Raw genomic sequence first — 20,460 nt, 5'->3', positions numbered from 1 at the left:
TTACGGGGAACCACAGGAACCACGGGGGAGTTCGGGGTGGGCAAGAACCGAGCGGGCACGGCGAACACGGCGGGCGCAGCCAACACGGCGGGCACGGCGGGCGCGGCGAGCACAGCGGGCGCAGCCAACACGGCGGGCGCGGCGAGTGCGACCGGCGCGGCGGGTGTGGTGAGTACGACCGGTGCGGCGGGTGTGGCGAGTACGACCGGTGCGGGGGGCGCGGCGAGTGCGTCCGGCGCGGCGGGTGTGGTGAGTGCGACCGGTGCGGGAGGTGCCGAGGGCCGGCTGCACCTCGCCCTGCTCGGTCCGGTCGGCGCCCACCGCGGTGAGGTACCGCTCGACCTGGGGCCCGTACGACGTCAGGCGGTACTGGCCGCGCTGATCCTGCGCGCGGGGACACTCGTCACCCGGCAGCAACTCCTCGACGACGTATGGGGACTCGAACCTCCGGGGACGGGCCACCGGGTCCTGCCCAGCTACGTCTACCCCCTGCGCAAGGCACTGGACGCGCCCGGCACAGGACCCACCGCGTCCGTGATCCGCGGTGAGCGCGGCGGCTACCGCTTCGTACCCGGACAAGCCCGTACGGACGTCGCGGAGTTGGCGGCGGAGACGGGCGCGGCGCGCGGCGCGAAGGCCGCAGGTGACCTCGCCGCGGCACTCGACGGCTGCACGCGAGCACTGCGCCTGTTCCGCGGGGAGCCGTTGGCCGGACTGCCCGGCCCGCTCGCCGACGCCGAGCGGCAGCGTCTTGCCCGGCAGCGGCGCGTCCTCCACCAGGAGCGGGCGGAGTGCCTGGTGCTCCTGGCCCGGTATGCGGAGGCTCTGGACGAACTGGCGGCCGCGCCGTGGCCGGGGCCGCACGACGAACCGCTCGCCGCCCTGCGCATGCGCGCGCTCTACGGCAGCGGCCGGCAGGCCGAAGCGCTCGCCGCCTACCGGGAGACGCGGGACCGGCTCCGCGACGAGCTGGGCGTGGAGCCCGGCGACGGACTCCGCCGGACGCACCAGGCCGTACTGCGCCGAGACGACGGCTTGCTGCTGGGTCGACCCTTGGTGCTCGGGTCCGGGGCCGCTCCGGCACCGGGGACGGTGCCCCCGCCCGGCCCCGGGCGCCGCAACGAACTCCCCGGCGACACCGCCCGGCTCGTCGGGCGGGGGCCGGAACTCGCGCTGCTCACCGCGCCGGTGGCGCCCGGCTCCGTCTCCGTGGTCGCCGTGGACGGGACGGCGGGTGTCGGCAAGACCGCGCTGCTGGTCCGCGCCGCCTGGACGTTGCAGGACCAGTACCCGGACGGCTGTCTGTTCGTGGACCTGCACACGCACGGCGCCCCGCACGAGAGCCTGCGCCCGCAGCGCGCACTGCACCGGCTGCTCCGTGCCGTCAACGCCGCCGACGGCGAACTGCCCGACGAGCTGCCCGAGTTGGTGGCCGCCTGGCGCGCCGCCACCAGTTCCCTGCGGCTGCTGCTGGTCGTGGACGACGCCCGCAGCGCGGAACAGGTGCGGCCCTTGCTGCCGGCGGGCCCGGGCAGCCGGGTCCTCGTGGCCGGCCGCCAGCGCCTGCCCGGCCTCGACGCCGACCGGCGGCTCACCGTGGAGCCGCTGGACACGGGCGAGGCGGTCGCCCTGCTCACGCGCCTTCTCGGCGAGACGCGCGCCGGGCAGGAACCGGAGGCCGCGCAGGAGCTCGCCCGCCGCTGCGGCGGCCTCCCGCTGGCGCTGCGGATCGCCGGGGCCCGGCTGCAGAACCGCCCGTCCTGGACGCTGGCCCACCTGGTCGGCCGGATGTCGGACGACGAACGCCGCCTGGGCGAGCTCCGGGCGGAGGACCGCAGTGTGGAAGCGGCCTTCCGGATGTCGTACGACCTCCTTGCCCCCGAACTGCAGCGCGGTTTCCGGGCGTTGGGGCAGGCGCCGACCGCCGAGTTCGACGGGCTCACCCCCGCCGTCATGCTGGACCGCCCGCTCCAGGACGCCGAGGACCTCCTGGAGCGCCTGGTCGACGCCAGCCTGTTGCAGCAGCCACGGCCCGGCCGCTACCGGCTGCACGATCTCGTACGCGACCACACGCGCCGCCTCGCCGCCGCCGAACCGGAGGAGGCCGCCGCGGACCGCGCCGCCGTGCTGCACCTCTACACGGCCGCCGGGCGCATGGCCAGCGACTGGGGCCCCGAGGGCTTCCCGACCGGCCCCGACGTTTCCGGCTCACCCTTCCGGGACTGGCGGGAGGCCGACGCGTGGCTGGAGGCCGCGGGCGGCCAACTGCTCGACGTGGTCGCTTTCGCGGCGGCCGCCGGGCAGCGCGACCACGCCTGCTGGATCGCAGAGTCCCTGGTCGATCCGCTGGTCCGCCAGGGCCGCTACCACGAGTGCCGCTCCGCCCTGGAGCTCGCGCTGTCCGGTGCCGACCTGGCCGACGACCGGCGGATGCCCTCCTCCTTGCGCAACTGCCTGGCCATCGCGGACATCTACCAGGGACGCTTCCAGCAGGCGCACGCCTGGTGCACCGACGCGCTCCGCCTCGCCCGCCACCAGGGCGACCTTCGCGAACAGGCCAGGGCGACCGCCGGCATGGGCGCCGCGGAGCGTGCGCTTGGCCGCTTCCCGGAGGCGGCCGCCCACCTGGGCGAGGCCATGGAGATGGCGGCCCGGCTCGACGACGACTGGCTGGCCGGGATGTCGAGCTGCAACCTCGGCGCCCTCCACGACCAGCAGGGACGGCATGAGGAGGCGCTCACGTACTACGCCACGTCCCTCACGTTCGCCGAGAAGATCGGCCGCCCCCGGATGATCAGCAAGACCCTCTGCTTCACCGCGGAGGCCCACCTGGCACTCGGCCGGCACACCGAGGTCAAGGATCTCGCGCGGCGCGCGGCGGACCTGGCCCAGGAGGTCGGCGACCTGCAACTGCGCGCGACGAGCCTGTCCCTGCTCGGCGCCGCGGAACACGGCTGCGGGAACCTGCCGTTGGCCGTCACGCTCCAGCAGGAGGCACTGGCCACGCTCACCGAGCACACCAGCAGGCCCCTGGAGACGGAGGTCCGCCGCAGGCTCGGACGCACCTACGCGGCAGCGGGCCGCCCGGCCGAGGCCGAGCAGCAGTTCCGCGCGGCCCGCTCCCTGGAGACCTGACGCTGCCGGGGCGGGTGGGTGTTGGGTGTTCTTGTGTTCTCACCCTCTCCTCAGATTCCGCCGCTAGCCTCCTCCGCCGAAGAAGCACGGCGGGAGGCATGGGAGGCGACGTGGGACGCGGTGGACACGGGCTGGCGAGGGTGCCGGTGGTCGTACGGGCGGGGGCGGCGCCCCTGTGGTGGCTGGGGGTGTCGGCCGCGGGCATCGGCGCACTGCCCGCCGGGCTCACCGGCCGCCGCATCGGCGTGTTCGGCGGGGCGGCACTCTTCGTCGTGACGGCTGCCGTCGTCGCGTACTCCCGCAGGAAGCGTTACGACGCCCTCGCCCGCGAGGCGACCCGTGCCGGGAAGTACGACGTGCTCCAGAGCCGGTCGGTGACCGTGCGCAACTGGCGGCGCGGGCACCGCTGGTGGCTCGCCGCCGCGTTCCTCGCCGCCCTGGGCGCCGCCTTCGCGGTCCCCGTCGCGGGCGGCGCGGCCCTCGCGGGCGCGGGAGCGGGCCTGTGGGCGAAGGCGGCGTGGCTCGGCCGCCGCGAACGGGACGACGACGTCCTCCTGTGGGTACGAGTCGACTGGCTGGGGCGACGCGCGGGCGCCCCCGCGGGCAAGCCCGTCAAGGGCCACCGCAGCACGGGCATCGCGGCGGGCGACGCGGCCCCGGGCGGCGCCCGCCGCACGGCAGCTGCCGGTGCCCGGCGGTGAGGACGTGGGAGTCCCGCCACCGGTCAGACGTCGAGATCCGCCTCGATGCGCATGAGCTGGTGCCGGGCCATGGCCAGGTTGGACCTGCCCTTGTCGAGGGCCAGGTACAGGAACAGGCCGTTGTTGTTGCGCCCCTTGATCAGACGGATGAGGTGGTACTGGGAGCCGAGCGAGATGAGGATGTCCTCGATCTCGTCCTTCAGGCCCAGGAGTTCCATGGTGCGGAGCTTGGCGCGCACCACGTCGGTGTTGCCGGCGGCCGCCACGGACAGGTCCAGGTCCTTGCCGCCGCCGATGGTGCCCAGGGCCATGCCGCTCGTGTAGTCGACCAGGGCCGCTCCGATGACTCCCTCGATCGAGGTGGTCGCTTCCTTCAGTGCTGTTTCCGCGTTGGTCATGGTCCGTGTGCTTCCTTTCCGGCTGCCGGATGTCCTTGATGACGGGGATGTAGGGGACATGGGTCAGGTGTTCTCCGCTCGTTCGACGGCGGCGTCGACCAGTTCTCCGATGAGAACGCTGGAACGGCGGGCCTCCAGATGCAGCCGGCCCACGTTGACGCGGGGCTCGGCGAGCAGGGTCAGCACGGCCGAGGAGCCGGCCGTGTACGTGGCCACGTAGCCGTCCTCGCCGCGGATGAGCAGTTCACGGAAGCCGCCCTGGTGGGTGGCGTCGGACAGCCGCAGGGCCACTCCGAGCGCCGCAGCGGTGAGCGCGCAGACGCCCTCCGCCTCCACGTCCGTCGCGTCCTGCGCGAGCAGAAGCCCGTCGACGCTGGCCGTCAGGGCGCCCCTGAGCTGCGGGATTCTGGTCCGCAACCGTTTCAGCTCACTCAGTACGTCGGCTTCGGCAACCATCAGGTGTCTCCTCCAGGGGCGCTTCCACAGCGCGAAGACCTTCACGACGACCGGAGCCGCGCCGGGTGAGGGGAACGGCGATTCACAGGCTTGCCTCCAGCCCGTCACGGACCTTGCGCAGCAGGGCGATGTCCGGTTCGGAGTCCGCGAGGGCCGGGACGGGAAGGGCCACCGGGGGTGAGTCCCGCGCCCGCGGCGGCTCCACGAGTCCGGCGGCGGCCAGCCGCCCCACCTCGATCAGGGTGTGGAAGGACGGACGGCCCAGGGTCCGTGCGATCGCCGCGGGTGTGCGCACGCCGTCGGCCAGCCGCAGCAGGGCGCGCTGACGTCCGGTGACGGTCTGGCCGGGCGCGGGACGGCGCGGCACGACCGGAGCGGCATCGACGTCGACGGCGTCGTCCTGGCAGGGCCAGACGCTGTCCAGGAGGGCCCGGCGGCGCCGCGTCTCCCGCTCCACGGCCTCGGCAGATACGGGGCGCAGCCGGCCGAGCCAGTGCGCGACGCCGTAGCGGAACCGGGTGGGGCCGCTCGCCGGGCCGAGGACGAAGAACGCGGCGTCGAACAGCGCGCCGAGGTGGCACAGTTCCAGCTCGCCCGCGGTCACCTGCCCGCTGTCGACCAGGTGGCGCCCCACCTCGTGCCGGGTCCCCGCCTGGGACAGGGCCTCCTGCCAGCCGTGCGGGGGAAGCACCCCGCCGGCCGTGAGCAGGACGTCGATGCCGGGGGCCAGCGGGCTCTCCGCGTGCGCCACGCGGCCCTCGACGAGGTAGAGGACACCGTGGTCGCGCAGCAGGGCTCCGGTGGCCCGTTCCCCGGCCAGGCGCATCAGCATCGGGGAGGTGGCGGGCCCGGTGATCCGCATGGCCGTCACACCAGCACCAGGCGCACGGAGAGGTCCCGCAGCCGCATGCGTGCGAGCGCGAGGTTGCCCGTGTGCCGGTCGAGCCAGAGGTAGAGGAAGACGCTGCTGTCGAAGGTCGTCTCGACGAACCGGATCAGATGGAAGCCGGTCCGGGTCGTGAGCATGAGGTCCTCGACGGGCAGCTCCGCACGGCCTGCACGGGCTGCACGGGCTGCACGGCCTTCGCGCCCGGAACCGTCCGCCGCGTCCGTCACGCGCACCGCGCCCGTCACGCCCGCCGTGTCTGCCCCACCCGGCTCGTCGGAGAGCGGGGCGAACGCCTGGTACTCGGCCGCCGCCCGCGCCACCTCCGCGGTCTCCGCGGCGGTGGCCTCGTGGTCTCCGTTGGGCGAGTCGCCGACCGAACCGAGGGAGAGCCCGCTGGTCCAGTCGACGATCGCCGCGCCGCGCGCGCCGGGCAGTGTCATCGCGGTGAGCAGACACTCGTCGATTCCGGGCACGCGCCTCCCCTTCCCCCAGGGCTGAACCGGACGGCCGCCGCCCGTCCGGGCGGTCTCGCCGTCCGGTGTGAGGAAGGTACGCAGGAAGGGTGGAGTTTCCGGGGGTACTGGCATCTTCCGGTGGAACATGCCCGAGGCCGACGGGACCGGTGCGAGGGCTGTTCGAAGTCATGGCCATGCCTGACCGAGTGCGTCACCCGGATGACCGAGCCGTCCCCTGACCGGGTGCCGGTGCTCCCGCCGGATCAGTCCTCGCCCCGCGTCAGTCCTCGCCCCGCATCAGTCCTCACCCCGCGTCAGTCCTCACCCCGGGCCTTCAGGACCGCCTTGTTGACACCCCACAGCGCGATGCCGATGGCGATCAGGACGCCGGCCCGGATGTAGACCTCGGCGGGCCGGTCCGCGAGGGGGCTCGCGAGGGTCAGCGCGGTGATCGCGCCGAGCACCGGGAGGACCGTCGGCGTGCGGAAGTGCTTGTGCTCGACGGGGTCGCGGCGCAGGACCAGGACCGCCACGTTGACCACCGCGAACACGCAGAGCAGCAGGAACGCCGTGGTGTCGCCGAGGCCCTCGATCTCACCGGTTGACACCAGGCCGATGGCGAGCAGGGAGACGAAGACGATGCCGACGACCGGCGTGCGGCGCTTGGCGAGGACGCGGCCCATGGCGCGCGGCAGGATGCGTTCGTTGGCCATGCCGTAGCAGAGCCGCGAGGCCATCATGATGTTGATCAGCGCCGAGTTGGTGACCGCGAACAGGGCGATCAGGGCGAAGAGTTTGTGCGGGAAGTCGACGCCGCCGGCTTTGACGACCTCCAGCAGTGGACCGCTCGAACCCTCCAGGGTCTTGTAGTCGACGAGGAGGGACGAGACCAGCGCGACCAGGACGTAGATCGTGCCGGTCACCGCGACACCGATGAAGATGGCGCGCGGGAAGGTCCGGACGGGGTCCTTGGTCTCCTCGGCCATGTTCACGGAGTCCTCGAACCCGACGAAGGCGAAGAAGCCGAGCGCGGTCGCTCCCAGCACCCCGGTCATCAGGGCGTACGCGGTGCCTCCCCCCGCCTCGAACTCGGTGAGGCGCGAGGGCTCGCCGTCCCCGGACAGCACGGCGTACACGCCGATCGCGAGGATGATCGCGAGTCCGGTCAGCTCGACGAGGGTCAGGACCACGTTCGTCTTGACCGACTCCGAGACGCCGCGCAGGTTCAGCGCCGCGAGCAGCACGATGAAGGTGATGGCGATCAGGGTGGGCGGCAGCGCGTCGCCCGTCAGCTCGCCGAGGTAGTCGCCGCTGAAGGCGCGGGCCGCGGCGCTCGCGGACGAGAGGCCCGAGCACATCACCATGAAGGCGATGATGAAGGTGAGGAACGGCGTCTTGAACGCCTTCTGGGTGTAGAGCGCGGCACCGGCCGCCTTCGGGTACTTGCCGACCAGCTCGACGTACGACGCCGCCGTCAGGATCGCCACGACGAAGCCGATCGCGAACGGCACCCACAGGGCTCCGCCGACCTTCCCCGCGACCTTGCCGGTGGTGGCGTAGATACCGGTGCCGAGAATGTCGCCGATCACGAAGAGGATCAGCAGCTTCGGTCCGATGGCACGGTGCAGCGCCGGCTCTTCGGCCGGTGGTGGTGCGGTGGCGGGCGTGTCCGATGTCGTCACAGGAGCCTCCCCCGGGGTTCGGGACTGGATCGGGACTGGAGAAGGGTCCTGCCCGTGATCCAGATCACTAAGCGTGCGAGCCTCGGCGGTTCTACGGCCCCTGTGCGAGGTCCAGGGGCGCGGGGAACTGCGCGACCAGCCACGACGGACCCGCGGCGGCGAACGGCCCGAGCCCCGCAGACGCGTGTGCTTGCCCTTGCGGGGGCGTTGCCGCAGGCGCCTCTCCAGGGGCGCGGGGAACTGCGCGACCAGCCCTCCACGGCCCGCAGTGGCCAACGGCCCGAGCTTGGCAGACGAGTGTGCCTTCCCCTGCGGGCGGGGGCGTTGCCGCAGGTGCGGCTCAGGGGCGCGGGGAACTGCGCGACCAGCCACGACGGACCCGCAGCGGCGAACGGTCCAAGCCCCGCAGACGCGTCTGCCTCCGGCGGCCTCTCGGCGGGTGCGGGCCGCTTCGGGTTGCCCGCGCAGATCCCCGCACCCCTGAAGGGCACCTTCGGCAGCCCCCCGGCCCGGGCGGGCCGGAGAGTCAGAGCCCGCGCAGAGCGTCCCGCTCCGCACCACCCCCCGCCTCCGCCACGATCTCGTCCAGCGTCTGCGGCTCCCGTACGACCGCGAAGCGGACCTCGTCGGCATGGGCGGAGAAGCCGTAGATGCCGGGCCGTACAAGGCTGTTGTACGAGTAGTGCTGCGCGAAGTAGTACGCGCCGGTGTCCAGCGCGGCCACGTGGTCGCCCTGTTCGAGCAGCGGCAGCGGGCGGTTCTCGGCGAGGAGGTCGCCCGCGAAGCAGGCGGGCCCCGCGATGTCCTGCCCGACGGCGGGACCACTCTTGGGCCGCCCCTTCCCGTCGTACGCGGCGATCCGCAGCGGCCAGGCCGCGGGCGCGTACACGGTCCGGGTCGCCACCTGCACCCCCGCGTGCGTCACCGCGACGGGCCGCCCGCCCGCCCGCTTCGCGTATTCGACGCGGGCGAGCACCGTCCCGTGCTTGGCGAGCAGCGACCTGCCGAACTCGGTGACGATGCCGTACCGCCCGTCGAGCAGCCCCGGCACCCGTGCCTTGAGGCGGCGCGCGTACTGCGCGTGGGTCGGGGTCTCGTCGTCCGAGCCGAAGTTGACCGGCAGTCCGCCGCCGATGTCGACCGTGTCGATCTGCCGCCGCCCGGCGCGTTCGTTGATCTCCTCGGCCAGTTCGTACGTCGCCGCGACGCCCCGCACCATCATCTCCAGGGGCATGCCCTGCGACCCGGAGTGCGCGTGCAGACGCGTCAGCCACGGCCGGTCGAGGCAGGCCCGGACCACCCACTCCCTGCCGCCCTCGTCCCGCAGCGGCACACCGAACTTGGAGGTGGGCGTCGCCGTCGACAGGGCGCCGATCGCGCCGCCGCCGATCTGCGGGTTCACGCGCAGCCCGACGGGGGAGCCGGTCGGCGCCGACTGGATCATCGCGTCGACGCGGGCCAGCTCCTGCGGGTTGTCCGCGTTCACCGCGATGCCGAGCGCCAGCGCCTGGCGGAGTTCGGCGGGGGTTTTGGCGGGGGAGTCCAGGACGGTGTCGGCGGGGGCGATGCCCGCGGCCCGCGCGAGGGCGAGCTCGCCGGGGCTCGCCACCTCCGCGCCGATGCCCGCCGAGCGCAGCAGCCGAAGGACCGGGACGAGCGGTGTCGCCTTCACGGCGAAGGCGTGCAGGACGGGGGTGCCGGGCGGGGTGACGGCGTCGAAGGCGGCGCGCAGGGCGGCGGCGCTCGCGCGGATGCCGGCGACGTCGAGCAGGCCCACGACGGGTTCGGCGGGGCTGACGACACCCTGCTCGACGGCGGCGCGGACGGCCTGGTCGCGGCGGGTGGCGGCGTCGGCTCCGGTGCGGAGGACCTGGGTCTGCTGTTCGGCGTCCTGGGTCCGCTGTTCGTCGTCCTCGTCGTGGGCCATGTGATCCAGCCAATCATTCGAGCCGGGCCCCCGCTGGCGTACTCGCGCATTCGTTCGCTATTGACTAGCTCTATTCAGGCCACCAGGATGTGAATAACAAGGTCACAGCAGCAAGGTCAGCACCACAAGGTCAGCGCCACAAGGTCACAGCTTCGAGGAGGCATCGCCATGTCAGGACCCCGCCCCGTACGGGCGCCGCGCGGTACGGAACTGAGCGCCCTGGGATGGCAGCAGGAAGCCGCCCTCCGCATGCTGCAGAACAACCTCGACCCCGAGGTCGCCGAGCACCCCGACAAGCTCGTCGTCTACGGCGGCACCGGCAAGGCGGCCCGCGACTGGCGCTCCTTCGACGCGATGGTGCGCACCCTGAAGACCCTGAAGCAGGACGAGACGATGCTCGTCCAGTCCGGGCGTCCCGTCGGCGTCATGCAGACCCACGAGTGGGCCCCGCGCGTCCTGATCGCCAACTCCAACCTCGTGGGCGACTGGGCGAACTGGGAGGAGTTCCGCCGCCTGGAGCAGCTCGGCCTCACCATGTACGGCCAGATGACCGCCGGTTCGTGGATCTACATCGGCACGCAGGGCATCCTCCAGGGCACGTACGAGACGTTCGCCGCCGTCGCCGCGAAGAAGTTCGACGGCACGCTCGCCGGGACCATCACCCTCACCGCCGGGCTCGGCGGCATGGGCGGTGCCCAGCCGCTCGCCGTCACCATGAACGACGGCGTCGCGATCTGTATCGACTGCGACCCGCGCGCCATCGAGCGCCGCATCGAGCACAAGTACCTGGACGTGAAGGCGGACTCCCTGGAGCACGCGCTCCAGCTGGCGACGGAGGCCCGCGACGCGCGCCGCCCGCTCTCCATCGGCCTGCTCGGCAACGCCGCCGACCTGCTCCCGCGCATGCTCGCCGAGGGCGCGCCCATCGACATCGTCACGGACCAGACCTCCGCCCACGACCCGCTGTCGTACCTGCCGAGCGGCGTCGACTTCGACGAGATGCAGTCGTACGCGACGAAGGACCCGGCGGGCTTCACGACCCGTGCCCGCGAGTCGATGGCGAAGCACGTCGAGGCGATGGTCGGCTTCATGGACGCGGGCGCCGAGGTCTTCGACTACGGCAACTCGATCCGCGGCGAGGCCCAACTCGCGGGCTACGACCGCGCGTTCGCCTTCCCCGGCTTCGTCCCCGCCTACATCCGCCCCCTCTTCTGCGAGGGCAAGGGCCCGTTCCGCTGGGCGGCGCTCTCCGGCGAGGCGTCCGACATCCACAAGACGGACAAGGCGATCCTCGACCTCTTCCCCGAGAACGAGTCCCTGCACCGCTGGATCAAGATGGCGGGCGAGCGCGTCCACTTCCAGGGCCTCCCCGCCCGCATCTGCTGGCTCGGCCAGGGCGAGCGCGACAAGGCGGGCGACATGTTCAACGACATGGTCGCCGACGGCACCCTCGCCGCGCCCCTCGCGATCGGCCGCGACCACCTCGACTGCGGTTCCGTGGCCTCCCCGTACCGCGAGACGGAGGCCATGCTCGACGGCTCCGACGCGATCGCCGACTGGCCGCTCCTGAACGCCATGGTGAACGTCGCGTCCGGCGCCTCCTGGGTCTCCCTCCACCACGGCGGCGGCGTCGGCATGGGCCGCTCCATCCACGCGGGCCAGGTCTCGGTCGCCGACGGCACGAAGCTCGCCGGCGAGAAGATCCGCCGCGTCCTGACCAACGACCCCGGCATGGGCGTCATCCGGCATGTGGACGCCGGGTACGACATCGCGGAGCGCGTGGCGGACGAGCGGGGCGTGCGGGTTCCCATGCGGGAGGGGGAGTGAATAATTCAGCCCCTCCGGCGATCGAGGAGCGGGGTCCGGGGCGGAGCCCCGTGTCCTTCCAGGAAATGTGGCGGGACCTGAGTTCCATCGGCCGCGACGTCGGCTCGGGCGGCTACCGCCGATACGCGTGGACGGGGGCGGACTCCGACTGCCGCGCCTGGTTCAAGGCGCAGGCGGATACCCGGGGCCTCACCTACGAACTGGACCGCAACGGCAACCAGTGGGCGTGGCTCGGCGATCGGGCGGCCGGTGACGCCGTCGTCACGGGCTCCCACCTGGACTCGGTCCCGGACGGCGGCGCCTTCGACGGCCCCCTCGGCGTCGTGTCCTCGTTCGCGGCACTGGACGAACTGCGGGCGCGGGAAGCCCACTTCACCCGCCCTCTCGCCATCGTCAACTTCGGCGACGAGGAAGGCGCACGCTTCGGCCTGGCCTGCGTGGGATCGCGGCTCACCGCGGGACAGCTCACCGTCGAGGCGGCGCACCGGCTCCGGGACGGCGACGGCGTATCGCTGCCGCAGGCGATGGAGGCGGCGGGCCACGACCCGTACGGCATCGGCCCCGACCCCGAACGGCTCGCCCGCATCGGCGCGTTCGTCGAGCTGCACGTGGAACAGGGCCGCGCCCTCGACCTCACCGGCGACCCCGTGGGCATCGCGTCCGCCATCTGGCCGCACGGCCGCTGGCGCTTCGACTTCCGGGGCGAGGCCAACCACGCGGGCACCACCCGCCTCGTCGACCGCCGCGACCCGATGCTGTCCTACGCGGAGACGGTCCTGGCGGCACGCCGAGAGGCCGAACTGGCGGGCGCGGTAGCCACGTTCGGCAAGATCTCGGTCGAGCCGAACGGCGTCAACGCGATCCCGTCACTTGTCCGCGGCTGGCTGGACTCGCGGGCGGCCGACCAGGCGACGCTCGACACGGTCGTCACCGGCATCGAGAAGGCGGCCCGCGAGTACGCGGACCGGCACGGCATCGACCTCGACGTCGTCCGGGAGTCCTTCACGCCGGTCATCGAGTTCGAGGACGCGCTCCGGGACGAGCTGGGCACGATCCTCGGCGCCCGCACGGAGCGCCCGCTCCCCGTCCTCGGCACGGGCGCGGGACACGACGCGGGTATTCTGTCCGGCTCGATCCCCACCGCCATGCTGTTCGTACGGAACCCCACGGGCGTCTCGCACTCCCCGGCGGAACACGCCACGGAGGACGACTGCCTGGCCGGGGTGACGGCACTGGCCGACGTACTGGAAGGGCTCGCGTGCAGGTGACGACGTATTGGCTGGAGCAGGCCTGGCTGGGCACGCACGTCGAGCCGGGGGTCGCGGTCGACGTGGAGGGCGACCGGATCACGGCCGTCCGCAAGGGGGTCGACGCACCCCCGCCCGGCGCGGCGGTGCTGCGCGGCCTGACCCTCCCCGGCCTCGCGAACGCCCACTCGCACGCCTTCCACCGCGCGCTGCGCGGCACGGTGCAGGTCGGCTCCGGCACGTTCTGGACGTGGCGCGAGGTCATGTACGGGGTGGCGGACCGCCTGACGCCGGAGACGTACCACGCACTGGCCCGCGCGGTGTACGCGGAGATGGCGCTCGCGGGCATCACGACGGTGGGGGAGTTCCACTACCTCCACCACGCCCCCGGCGGCACCCCCTACGCTGACCCCAACGCGATGGGCGAGGCGCTGATCCAGGCCGCCGAGGACGCGGGCGTCCGCATCACCCTCCTCGACACGGCGTACGTCGCGTCGGGACTCCTCGACGAGCGGCGGGGCAAGCCACCCAACCGCCACCAGCTCCGCTTCGCCGACGGTACGACGGAGGCGTGGGCGGAGCGCGTCTCGGCGCTCAAGGACCGCGCGCACGCCCGGATCGGAGCGGCGATCCACTCCGTACGAGCCGTACCCGCACGGCAGTTGGGCGCGGTCGCGGAGTGGGCGTCGGCCCGCCACGCCCCGCTGCACGTCCACCTCTCCGAGCAGACGGCGGAGAACGACGCGTGCCTGGCGGTGCACGGCTGCACGCCGACGCGGCTCCTCGCGGACCACGGCGTCCTCGGCCCCCGCACCACGGGTGTCCACAACACGCACCTCACCGAGGAGGACATCGGGCTCCTCGGCGGGACGACGACGGGCACGTGCATGTGCCCGACGACGGAACGCGACCTGGCGGACGGCATCGGCCCCGCGGTCCAGCTCCAGCGGGCGGGCAGCCCGCTCTCCCTGGGCAGCGACAGCCACGCCGTCATCGACATCCTCGAAGAAGCCCGCGCCATGGAGCTGAACGAACGCCTCCGCTCGCACACGCGCGGCCACTGGACGGCGGCGGCGCTGCTGCGCGCGGCGACGGCGGACGGGCACGCGGCGCTGGGCTGGCCCGACTCGGGCGTACTGGAGCCCGGCGCGCTCGCCGACCTCACGACGATCGCGCTCGACTCGGTCCGCACGGCGGGCCCGGTCCCGCGCCTGGCCGCCGAGACGGCGGTCTTCGCCGCGACGTCGGCGGACGTCCGCCACACGGTGACCGCAGGCCGCCACGTGGTCCGCGACGGTGCCCACACGTCGGTCCCCGACGTCCCGTCGGCCCTCACGGAGGCGATCGCGGTGCTGAGAGACTGACACGCGCCCCGACCCGCCCCGTCCTGCCGTGTCCCGCCCCGCTCCGACCCGTCCCGCCCCGCTCCGTCCCGTCCCGTCCCGTCCCGGGCAACGTCAGCCCCGAACCCATCCCCTCCCCGGGAGACCTCCATGCCCACCCCCCTCACCACCCTCATCACCAACATCGCCAGCCTCGTCACGAACGACCCCGCCCAGGGCGACGGCACCCCCCTGGGTCTCATGACGGACGCGGCCGTCGTCCTCGACGGCGAGACCATCGCCTGGGTGGGCCCCGCCGCGAAGGCCCCCGCGGCGGACGAGACCCACGACGCGCGGAACCGCGCCGCGATCCCCGGCTTCGTCGACTCGCACTCCCACCTCGTCTTCGCGGGCGACCGCACGCAGGAGTTCAACGCCCGCATGTCGGGCCGCGCGTACGAGGCAGGAGGCATCCGTACGACGGTCGCGGCGACCCGAGCCGCCACGGACGAGGCCCTCGAAGCGAACCTCACCCACTACCTCGACGAGGCCCTCCGCCAGGGCACGACCACGTTCGAGACGAAGTCGGGCTACGGCCTGAACACGGAGGACGAGTCCCGCGCCCTGCGCATCGCGGCCCGCCACACCGACGAGGTCACGTTCCTCGGCGCGCACATCGTCTCCCCGGACTACGCGGAGGACCCGGCGGCGTACGTGGACCTGGTGACAGGCCCCATGCTGGAGGCGTGCGCGCCCCACGCCCGCTGGATCGACGTGTTCTGCGAGAAGGGCGCGTTCGACGGCGACCAGGCCCGCGCGATCCTGACCGCCGGCAAGGCGAAGGGCCTGCACCCCCGCATCCACGCGAACCAGCTGTCGTACGGCCCCGGCGTGCAACTGGCCGTCGAGCTGGACGCGGCGAGCGCCGACCACTGCACGCACCTCACCGACGCCGACGTGGACGCCCTGGCTCAGGGCGACACGGTCGCGACGCTCCTCCCGGGCGCGGAGTTCTCCACCCGCGCCGAGTGGCCCGACGCCCGCCGCCTCCTGGACGCGGGCGCGACGGTCGCCCTCTCCACGGACTGCAACCCGGGCTCGTCGTTCACGTCCTCGGTCCCGTTCTGCATCGCCCTCGCCGTACGGGACATGGGCATGACCCCGGACGAGGCGATCTGGTCCGCGACGGCGGGCGGCGCGGCGGCCCTGCGCCGCACGGACATCGGCGTCATCCGCGAGGGCGCCCGCGCGGACCTGGCCCTCCTCGACGCCCCGAGCCACGTCCACCTGGCGTACCGCCCGGGGGTGCCGCTGGTCGGCGAGGTGTGGCAGCGGGGCCGCCGAGTTAAAGCGGATGGGTGATTTCCCGCTGACGGCCTCTCTCGTTGAGCGATCGCAGGAGCGTTCCGCTTCGGCACGACAAGACGCGAGAAGAGGAGAACGTTGTGCGTCGAATGAGTATGGCCCTGGCCCTTGCGGTGGCCGCCGGAGGGCTCGGCATGTCGGCGGCGACCGCCCAGGCCGCCCCCGCGTCCCCCCTCCAGGGACCCCCGTTCCCCTACGCGGACTGCCTCAAGGCGACCGCGGACAAGGGTGAGAGCCCGGCGCAGGGCAAGTGGCACTGCGACCAGCTGGTCCGCAAGGGCTGGGTCAAGCCGCCGACCCGCTAGCACCACTGAGCACCACTGAGCACCGCTGATCACTGCTGATCGCCTTGCTGGGGGCCACCTTCGCGGGTGGCCTCCCAGAAGGCGAGGTTGTGTTCCCGGTAGTAGTCGACGGGTCCGATCCGGTGCGGTGCCAACGACTGCGTGTACGGCGTGTGCGGGGTGTAGGGGGGCCAGGCGGGCGGGTCGGCGGCACTCGGCGTGCCCGTGCGGGCGAACGCGGCCCAGTAACCGCTCATCGCGGCCGACAGGCGCCGCTGTGCCGGAGTGAACTGCGGCTCTGCCGTCTCGTCCTCGAACAGGTACGGGATGTCGCCCGCATGGAAGGCGCCGAAGTCGAAGTCGCCGGGCAGCGGCAGGAACATCGGGGCGTCGCGGTCGGCGAACTCGTAGGCGTACACCGGGACATGACGTGCCAGCGCCTCGTGCTGGGCCCGTGTGCCGCGCGCCCACATGCGGTCGGTGATCACGGTGGACCAGGCCAGCGCGGGGGAGGGGAACGCGGCCGTGGGGTACTCGGCGCGCACCCGCTTCGCCGACGGCCCGCCGAACGCGGTGCGCAGCGCCCGCCCGTAGTCGGCCTCGGTGAACTTCCTGCCCACCGCGTCGTACATCATCCCGACGAACGTGCGGTGTTCGTCGCGCGTCGCGCCCGACAGGACGGGCACGCGGTGGAATCGTCCGGCGCGCAGGGCCTTCGGCGGCAGCTCGGGCAGGGTGGCGTTGCCGTATCCGAACGCCTGGAAGGCGTTCATGATGTGCGGCACCTTCAGGACCGTCTTCACAGGCAGGGCGCGCAGACAGGCGAGCGTGCGCTGCGGGCGGCGGTCCCGACAGCCGAGGGTCGAGGTCATCTCGGTGGTGATGTCCTCCATCTCCCGGCCCGTCCGCCAGACGTACCACGGATATCCCGGCACCCCGGGTCCCATCGCGCCGGCCGGCATGTCCATCACGGCCTCACCGCTCGCCATGACGGCCCGGTGGAACAGGCCCTTGGAGGCGGGTGACGTCAGGTGTCCGGCCACGGCGGACGCGCCGAACGACACCCCGGCCACGGTGACGTTGCCGGGGTCACCGCCGAAGGCCCGCGCGTTGTTCCGCACCCAGGTGAGGGCGGCACGCTGATCCTGGAGGCCGAAGGTGCCGGACCCCCGAAGCCCCGGCAGGGCGAGACCGCCGAAGACGCCGAGACGGTAGTTGACGGTGACGACCACCAGGCCGCGCCGGGCCAGCCGGCGCCCGTCGAAGAAGGCGCCCCCGCCCACGGAGCCGTCCCCGTGGATCCACACGAGGACGGGCGCGCCCGCCGTCCGCCGCCGGCCCTCGTCCGGGGGAGTCGTGACGTTCAGGGCCAGGCAGTCCTCCTCGGTGCTGGAGATCTGCGCGTACGACGAGGGCACCTGCGGGCACAGCGGCCCGGGCTTCGTGGCGTCCCTGACCCCCTTCCACGGCCGCACCGGGCGGGGCGGCGCCCAGCGGTGGCGGCCCTTGGGGGCGCCCGCGTAGGGGATGCCCCGGAAGATCCGGTGCGCGCCCGACCGGGCGCCGCGGACCAGACCGGCGTCGGTGCGCACGGTCGCGCCGGCACGCGGTGCTGAACCGGGGCCGGGGCCGGGGCCGGGGCCTGGGCCCGGGCCTGGTTTCGCCGTGGAGGTGAGCGGGGCGGACAGCAGCGCGGTGAACGTGAGGGCGGTGACCGTCAGCGTGACGGCCGCCCGGCGGGGACCGTGGGGAGTGTGGGGAGCCTGGGGAGCTCTGCGATGGATCACGACGGAAGCCTTCCTCGTAGGTGCCCGCTCCGGCGCGTGGACGCACCGAAGACGACCTGATCGAGGCGCGGGCCCGGTCGGGCGGGCACGCGCCACTGCCACGGGGCAGGCGCGTGATCACGTCTGGCGGCCGCGCGTTCCCATCACGCGCCCAACGGGTACGACGCTCCCTCGCACCGGGCGAGGGGCCGAGACCCGAGGAGCCGGACATGGCACCCACCGCACCCGAATTCGGTCCTGACATCGACCCGTACGCGCCCTACGAACCGCAGCGCGACTGCGACCCCGAGGCCAAACCCGGACTCGTCGGCTTCCGCGACCTGATCCTCGCCGCCTACCCCGGTACGACCAACATGGGGATCAGCAGGGCCTGCGGCAGCGGCGGCCAGAGCGAGCACAAGGAGGGGCGGGCCTGGGACTGGGGCGTGAACGTGCAGGGCCAGGAACACCTGGCCGACGACCTCATCAACTGGCTGCACGCCACGGACCGGCATGGCAACCCGCACGCCCTCGCCCGCCGCTTCGGCATCATGTACATGATCTGGAACCGGCGCATCTGGATGGCCAACCGCCCGGACGCCGGCTGGCAGCCGTACAGGGGCGCCAACCCGCACACCAACCACATCCACTTCAGCTTCTCGTGGGCCGGCGCCCGCAAGGAGACGAGCTGGTGGAAAGGCCCCGTGGCACCGGACCGGCGGCAGCGGTTGGCGGTGGGGATGTCGGCGGACGGCCGTGTGGAGGTGTTCCATGCGGCGGTCGATCAGATCTATCACTCGTATCAGCATGAGCCGGGTGGTGCGTGGTCGGGTTGGCGGGCGTTCGGTGGTCCGGCGTCGGCGGCCCTGGCGCTGACGGCGTTGCCGGACGGCAGGTTGGAGCTGTTCGCGATGAACGGCGACACGTTCATGCACCGCTATCAGGCGAAGGCATCGGCGGAGTGGGCCGACTGGTACTTGTTCGGCGGTGGCGGGGACCACCTGGCGGTGTCCAAGAACCACGACGGGCGGCTTGAGGTGTTTGCCTCCAACGGCGATGGGGTGCATCACCGTTGGCACAACACGCCGGGTGGTACGTGGCATGACTGGCGGCCGTTGGGTGGTCCGGCGGGGGCGCGTCTTGTGGCGGCTCCGGCGTCGGACGGGCGGATCGAGGTGTTCGCCATGAACGACGACATCTTCCGCCACACGTGCCAGACCGATCTGGCGGGGACGTGGCGGGAGTGGGTCGACTTCGGGCTCGGTGGTGAGCATCTGGCGGTGGCGAAGAACCGTGACGGGCGGTTGGAGGTCTTCGCGTCCAACGCCTCGGGGGTACATCACCGTTGGCAGAACGTGCCGGCCGGTGACTGGCATGAGTGGCAGCCCTTGGGTGGTCCGGCGGTCGCGCGGCTCGCGGTGGTGGAGTCGCACGACGAGCGGATCGAGGTGTTCGCCATGAACGACGACACCGTCCAGCACAACTATCAGGTGGATGCGTCGGGGGCGTGGCGGACCTGGCAGGACTTCGGCGGCGGAGGCTATTTCATCCAGGCCCTGCGCAACAGGGACGGCCGGCTGGAGATCTTGGCCAACAACCCCGGCGGCGTACATCACCGCTGGCAGCACCAGCCGGGCAGCACGTGGCTCGACTGGCAGCAGATGTGACGCCTTCGACCGACCCTCACCACCCTCACACGGAGTCCCCTCGCACGGGCCTCCCTCGCACAGACAGGAACACTCCCATGGCACCTTGCCGCGTACCCCCGGACCGAGACCTGGACGTCACGAAGACGGTGTACACCGTCGGCCGCGATCTGGGCGTCTCCGACAAAGTGATGCTGGCCGGCTTCGAAGCCGGCTGGGTCGAGTCCCACATGAACAACCTCGACTGCGGCGACCGCGACTCTTTGGGCGTCTTCCAGCAGCGCCCGAGCCAGGGCTGGGGAACACCGCAACAGATCAGGCACGTGCCGTACGCCGCCGAGCAGTTCTTCACGCGGGCGATCCGCGTCGAGGAGCAGCACCCGGGCCTGACGGCCGGGCAGACGGCCCAGCGGGTGCAGCGTTCCGCGTTCCCCGACCGGTACGACCAGGCCGAGGGCAAGGCCCGCGCACTGCTCGACGAGGCGAAGGAGTCGGTCGGTCCGGGGAAGCCGGACCGGCGGCAGCGGTTGGCGGTGGGGATGTCGGCGGACGGTCGTGTGGAGGTGTTCCATGCGGCGGTCGATCAGATCTATCACTCGTATCAGCATGAGCCGGGTGGTGCGTGGTCGGGTTGGAGGGCGTTCGGTGGGCCGGCGTCGGCGGCCCTGGCGCTGACGGCGTTGCCGGACGGCAGGTTGGAGCTGTTCGCTATGAACGGTGAGACGTTCATGCACCGGTATCAGGCGAAGGCGTCGGCGGAGTGGGCGGACTGGTACTCGTTCGGTGGGGGTGGGGACCACCTGGCGGTCGGGCGGAATCACGACGGACGGCTTGAGGTGTTCGCTTCCAACGGTGATGGGGTTCATCACCGTTGGCACAACACTCCGGGTGGTACGTGGCATGACTGGCGGCCGTTGGGGGGTCCGGCGGGGGCGCGTCTTGCGGCGGCTCCGGCGTCGGACGGGCGGATCGAGGTGTTCGCGATGAACGACGACATCTTCCGCCACACGTGTCAGACGGATCTGGCGGGGACGTGGCGGGAGTGGGTCGACTTCGGTCTGGGTGGTGAGCATCTGGCGGTGGCGAAGAACCGTGACGGGCGGTTGGAGGTCTTCGCGTCCAACTCCTCGGGGGTACATCACCGTTGGCAGAACGTGCCGGCCGGTGACTGGCATGAGTGGCAGCCGTTGGGCGGTCCGGCGGTCGCGCGGCTTGCGGTGGTGGAGTCGCATGACGAGCGGATCGAGGTGTTCGCCATGAACGATGACACCGTCCAGCACAACTATCAGGTGGATGCGTCGGGGGCGTGGCGGACCTGGCAGGACTTCGGCGGCGGAGGCTATTTCATCCAGGCCCTGCG

Annotated in this window: 16 protein-coding genes; 9 read left to right on the top strand and 7 right to left on the bottom strand. The window is 72.6% G+C overall.

Translation table 11 applies throughout. The annotated features are described in order from the left end of the window. Positions 1–36: 36 nt before the first annotated feature. Positions 37–3,135: a BTAD domain-containing putative transcriptional regulator gene (locus AB0N81_RS41110; protein ID WP_365367905.1), complete on the top strand. Its 3,099-nt coding sequence runs from the start codon at positions 37–39 to the stop codon at positions 3,133–3,135. 110 nt (positions 3,136–3,245) lie between these two features. Continuing rightward, positions 3,246–3,836, top strand: a complete 591-nt coding sequence (locus tag AB0N81_RS41105) for a hypothetical protein (protein ID WP_365367903.1) — start codon at positions 3,246–3,248, stop codon at positions 3,834–3,836. 23 nt (positions 3,837–3,859) lie between these two features. Here AB0N81_RS41105 and AB0N81_RS41100 read toward each other — a convergent pair whose 3' ends face one another. From AB0N81_RS41100 to AB0N81_RS41075, 6 genes are all read right to left on the bottom strand, one after another. Next, positions 3,860–4,234: a hypothetical protein gene (locus AB0N81_RS41100; protein WP_365367901.1), complete on the bottom strand. Its 375-nt coding sequence runs from the start codon at positions 4,232–4,234 to the stop codon at positions 3,860–3,862. 63 nt (positions 4,235–4,297) lie between these two features. Further along, positions 4,298–4,690: a roadblock/LC7 domain-containing protein gene (locus AB0N81_RS41095; RefSeq protein ID WP_365367899.1), complete on the bottom strand. Its 393-nt coding sequence runs from the start codon at positions 4,688–4,690 to the stop codon at positions 4,298–4,300. An 82-nt stretch (positions 4,691–4,772) separates the two neighbouring features. Continuing rightward, positions 4,773–5,552 (bottom strand): transcriptional regulator, encoded by a 780-nt coding sequence (locus AB0N81_RS41090; RefSeq protein ID WP_365367897.1) that lies wholly within the window; start codon positions 5,550–5,552, stop codon positions 4,773–4,775. A gap of 5 nt (positions 5,553–5,557) precedes the next feature. Further along, complete coding sequence (locus AB0N81_RS41085) at positions 5,558–6,052, bottom strand: hypothetical protein (protein WP_365367895.1); 495 nt, start codon at positions 6,050–6,052, stop codon at positions 5,558–5,560. Between the two features lie 296 nt (positions 6,053–6,348). Next, a complete protein-coding gene (locus tag AB0N81_RS41080) occupies positions 6,349–7,716 on the bottom strand; it encodes an APC family permease (protein ID WP_365367893.1) in 1,368 nt (455 codons plus the stop codon). A gap of 526 nt (positions 7,717–8,242) precedes the next feature. After that, a complete protein-coding gene (locus AB0N81_RS41075; protein ID WP_365367891.1) occupies positions 8,243–9,643 on the bottom strand; it encodes a diaminopimelate decarboxylase in 1,401 nt (466 codons plus the stop codon). Positions 9,644–9,811: 168 nt separating this feature from the next. Here AB0N81_RS41075 and hutU point away from each other — a divergent pair, with 168 nt between their 5' ends. From hutU to AB0N81_RS41050, 5 genes are all read left to right on the top strand, one after another. Then, complete coding sequence (gene hutU, locus AB0N81_RS41070) at positions 9,812–11,470, top strand: urocanate hydratase (protein WP_365367889.1); 1,659 nt, start codon at positions 9,812–9,814, stop codon at positions 11,468–11,470. A gap of 65 nt (positions 11,471–11,535) precedes the next feature. After that, on the top strand, positions 11,536–12,738 hold the full coding sequence (locus AB0N81_RS41065) for an allantoate amidohydrolase (protein ID WP_365367917.1): 1,203 nt from the start codon (positions 11,536–11,538) through the stop codon (positions 12,736–12,738). Further along, on the top strand, positions 12,729–14,081 hold the full coding sequence (locus AB0N81_RS41060; protein WP_365367887.1) for a formimidoylglutamate deiminase: 1,353 nt from the start codon (positions 12,729–12,731) through the stop codon (positions 14,079–14,081). Before AB0N81_RS41065 ends, AB0N81_RS41060 begins: the two co-directional genes overlap by 10 nt. A gap of 129 nt (positions 14,082–14,210) precedes the next feature. Then, the gene (hutI, locus tag AB0N81_RS41055; protein WP_365367885.1) at positions 14,211–15,401 is read left to right on the top strand and encodes an imidazolonepropionase; all 1,191 of its coding nucleotides are present in this window, start codon (positions 14,211–14,213) and stop codon (positions 15,399–15,401) included. 83 nt (positions 15,402–15,484) lie between these two features. Continuing rightward, entirely contained in the window at positions 15,485–15,709 is a 225-nt protein-coding gene (locus tag AB0N81_RS41050) for a hypothetical protein (RefSeq protein ID WP_365367883.1), read from the top strand. Between the two features lie 29 nt (positions 15,710–15,738). Here AB0N81_RS41050 and AB0N81_RS41045 read toward each other — a convergent pair whose 3' ends face one another. Next, positions 15,739–17,475: a carboxylesterase family protein gene (locus AB0N81_RS41045; protein ID WP_365367881.1), complete on the bottom strand. Its 1,737-nt coding sequence runs from the start codon at positions 17,473–17,475 to the stop codon at positions 15,739–15,741. A 209-nt stretch (positions 17,476–17,684) separates the two neighbouring features. On the opposite strand from AB0N81_RS41045, the gene AB0N81_RS41040 reads away from it, so the two are divergent. Both AB0N81_RS41040 and AB0N81_RS41035 read left to right on the top strand, forming a co-directional pair. Beyond that, a complete protein-coding gene (locus tag AB0N81_RS41040) occupies positions 17,685–19,121 on the top strand; it encodes a hypothetical protein (protein WP_365367880.1) in 1,437 nt (478 codons plus the stop codon). A gap of 128 nt (positions 19,122–19,249) precedes the next feature. Continuing rightward, a partial coding sequence (locus AB0N81_RS41035) for a peptidase M23 (protein ID WP_365367878.1) occupies positions 19,250–20,460 on the top strand: 1,211 nt, incomplete at its 3' end.

Origin of the sequence: Streptomyces sp. NPDC093510 (genome assembly GCF_040683555.1) — a bacterium.
Classification (GTDB): domain Bacteria; phylum Actinomycetota; class Actinomycetes; order Streptomycetales; family Streptomycetaceae; genus Streptomyces.
The sequence above is the reverse complement of the archived record's forward strand: the minus strand, read 5'-3'. Positions and strand labels throughout refer to the sequence as shown.

Bases quoted from the DNA above. Each gene is read 5' to 3' on its own strand.
- AB0N81_RS41100 (WP_365367901.1), bottom strand. From the start codon at position 4,234: ATGACCAACGCGGAAACAGCACTGAAGGAAGCGACCACCTCGATCGAG.
- AB0N81_RS41095 (WP_365367899.1), bottom strand. From the start codon at position 4,690: ATGGTTGCCGAAGCCGACGTACTGAGTGAGCTGAAACGGTTGCGGACC.
- AB0N81_RS41090 (WP_365367897.1), bottom strand. From the start codon at position 5,552: ATGCGGATCACCGGGCCCGCCACCTCCCCGATGCTGATGCGCCTGGCC.
- AB0N81_RS41075 (WP_365367891.1), bottom strand. From the start codon at position 9,643: ATGGCCCACGACGAGGACGACGAACAGCGGACCCAGGACGCCGAACAG.
- hutU (WP_365367889.1), top strand. From the start codon at position 9,812: ATGTCAGGACCCCGCCCCGTACGGGCGCCGCGCGGTACGGAACTGAGC.
- AB0N81_RS41065 (WP_365367917.1), top strand. From the start codon at position 11,536: ATGTGGCGGGACCTGAGTTCCATCGGCCGCGACGTCGGCTCGGGCGGC.
- hutI (WP_365367885.1), top strand. From the start codon at position 14,211: ATGCCCACCCCCCTCACCACCCTCATCACCAACATCGCCAGCCTCGTC.
- AB0N81_RS41040 (WP_365367880.1), top strand. From the start codon at position 17,685: ATGGCACCCACCGCACCCGAATTCGGTCCTGACATCGACCCGTACGCG.